The organism is Pseudomonas sp. (assembly GCF_037994325.1).
Taxonomy (GTDB): Bacteria; Pseudomonadota; Gammaproteobacteria; order Pseudomonadales; family Pseudomonadaceae; genus Aquipseudomonas.
Window position 1 is genome coordinate 1 of sequence record NZ_JBBNAH010000112.1, and the last position, 2,534, is coordinate 2,534.

3 protein-coding genes are annotated in these 2,534 nt (G+C 59.8%); 2 read left to right on the plus strand and 1 reads right to left on the minus strand.

Annotation, left to right across the window (positions count from 1 at the left end):
• Nucleotides 1-392 (plus strand): excinuclease (locus tag AAAB16_RS03625; RefSeq protein WP_340662109.1); only part of this gene is annotated, 392 nt, incomplete at its 5' end.
• Between the two features lie 86 nt (nucleotides 393-478).
• On the opposite strand, the gene AAAB16_RS03630 is transcribed toward AAAB16_RS03625, so the two are convergent.
• On the minus strand, nucleotides 479-1,384 hold the full coding sequence (locus AAAB16_RS03630; RefSeq protein ID WP_340662110.1) for a LysR substrate-binding domain-containing protein: 906 nt from the start codon (nucleotides 1,382-1,384) through the stop codon (nucleotides 479-481).
• A gap of 133 nt (nucleotides 1,385-1,517) precedes the next feature.
• On the opposite strand from AAAB16_RS03630, the gene AAAB16_RS03635 reads away from it, so the two are divergent.
• The coding region (locus tag AAAB16_RS03635; RefSeq protein ID WP_340662111.1) for an MFS transporter at nucleotides 1,518-2,534 on the plus strand (1,017 nt) is incomplete at its 3' end.

Below are 2,534 nucleotides of genomic sequence, written 5' to 3' on the forward strand. Positions count from 1 at the left end.
GCCTCAGCCAGCCGCGCGACACCAACCACAACCAGCCGCTGGACACCGTGATCGCCCAGGCGACCGCCGCCGGCAAGCTGGATGGCTCCGTGAAGTTCTACATGGCCGGCAAAAAGCCTGCTGGCAAGGTCACCGTGATCAACCCACAGATCACCACCAGCCAGAAAACCAACGCCTTTAACAAAGGCGACGAAGAAGCCTGCGCCTGGGCCATGCAATCGGCCGTGATCAAACTGGCCAACGCCGCCAAAGCAGCGGGCGCCAACGCCGTGATCGAGATCGCCAGCAACTACAAAGGCGTCGAATACAAAAACCCGACCAACTATGAGTGCCACGCTGGCGCGATCATGGCCGGTGTTGCGTTGAAGGCGCAGTTGGCGACCGTTAAGTAACGTTCGCCGCAAAGCGTTTGGTGCGCGCACCGGCATCCCCTACAACCCCGTAGGGTGTGCTGTGCGCACCAATGCGTTCGCCGCCCCTACGGGCCGCGCAACGCCGCCGCTTCCCGCGTTACCTGCTCAACAAACGCCAACGCCAATGGCGCGCGCTGATCCTTGCGCACCACCAGCCATACAGCACTGGTAGCGCCCTCATCCAGCAGGGTGCGGTAGACCACGCCATCAACCCGCGTGCGGCGAAACGAGGCGGGCAACATCGACACCCCAAGTCCCGCTGATACCAGGCCAATAATGGTCATGGCTTCGCTTGCCTCCTGGGCAATGCGTGGGCTGAAACCGGCATTGCGCGCCAGCCCGATCAGTTGGTCATACAGGCCGGTGCCGTAGCTACGGGGGAAAAATACAAAGGGTTCGTCCGCCAACGCGGCGATGGAAATCCCGTCTTCACTGCCCTGCGCCAGCGGGTGATCAGCGCGCAGTACCGCCACCAACGGATCACGAAACAACTCCACCGCTTTGATGTTGTCCGGTAACGGAAACGGGCGAATCACGCCGACCTGTACGGTCTCTTCCTGCAACGCCTCAATCACCATCCGGCTGCTCATTTCCTGCAGGCTCAGGTGCACATTCGGATGCGCTTGACGAAAGGCCAGAATGCTACGGGGAATGGTGGACGTGAACGGCGCCGAGGCGGTAAAGCCAACATTCAGCTCACCAATCTCGCCCTGCTGTGCGCGGCGAGCGATCTGTGTGGCCTTTTCTACGTGGGCGAGAATTTGCCTGGCTTCGTCGAGAAACAAGCGGCCGGCTTCGGTCAGTTCCACCCGCCGATTGGTGCGCTCGAACAGGCGTGCACCGATCTCTTCTTCCAACGCCTGAATTTGCTGGCTTAAGGGTGGCTGGGAAATACCCAACTGTTCAGCCGCGCGGCCAAAATGCAGCTCTTCGGCGACGGCGACAAAGTAGCGCAAATGGCGCAATTCCATGGTGAAGCTCCAACACGGATTAGGTCGCTAAACCTATCAAATAGAACGAACAATATATTGGAGATAATAAACGTCGCTCCCTATGCTTTGCACCTGACTACTCTCTTCTAAAAGAACGCTCTTCGAGGTCTGTGTGCGCCCTTCCTCTGCCCCTGCCCTGCTCGACGCCGCCCGTGATGCGGCAGCCGACGTGGTGAGCACGGTTGAACAAACCGAAGCCTTTATCGAAAAAGGCACGCCGCAATTTGTCCGTACCTCACTGGCATTATTTGCCGGCGGCTTTGCCACCTTTGCCCTGCTCTACAGCGTGCAACCGCTGATGCCGGTGCTGTCGGCCGAGTTCGGCCTGAACGCTGCGCAAAGCAGCCTGGTGCTGTCGATTTCGACCATCATGATGGCCATCGGGCTGCTGATTACGGGACCGATTTCCGATGCCATCGGCCGCAAGAAAATCATGGTGGTGTCGCTGCTGTCCGCCGCCCTGTTCACCATCGCCAGCGCCTGCATGCCGAGCTGGCACGGCGTACTGCTTATGCGCGCGCTACTCGGCTTGTCGCTAAGCGGCCTGGCCGCGGTGGGCATGACCTACCTGAGCGAAGAAATTCACCCGCGCTTTATTGGCCTGTCGATGGGTTTGTATATCGCTGGCAACGCCGTTGGCGGCATGGGCGGGCGGCTGATCGCCGGGGTATTGGTGGACTTCGTTAACTGGCGTGTGGCGATTGGTGCATTGGGGGTTATGTCGCTGCTCGGCGCCTTGTTGTTCTGGCGCATCCTGCCCGAGTCCAAACACTTTCGCGCCACCCCACTAAACCTGAAAACCCTCGCCAACAACTACGCGCTGCACATGCGCGACCAAGGCTTGCCGTGGTTGTTTCTCGAGGCTTTTCTGCTGATGGGCGCTTTCGTCACGCTGTTTAACTACATCGGCTATCGGTTACTGGGCGAGCCGTACCATATGAGCCAGGCCGTGGTTGGGCTGCTCTCGGTGGTGTACCTGTCCGGTATCTATAGCTCGGCCTGGGTCGGCAATCTGGCCGACAAACTCGGCCGGCGCAAAGTGCTTTGGGCGGTGATTGTGCTGATGTTTGCCGGGCTGCTGCTCACGCTCTTGCCGCAGATACCGCTGATTCTGATCGGCATGCTGCTG

Excerpts from the sequence above, each read along its gene's own strand:
- AAAB16_RS03630 (WP_340662110.1), bottom strand. The coding sequence starts at position 1,384 with ATGGAATTGCGCCATTTGCGCTACTTTGTCGCCGTCGCCGAAGAGCTG.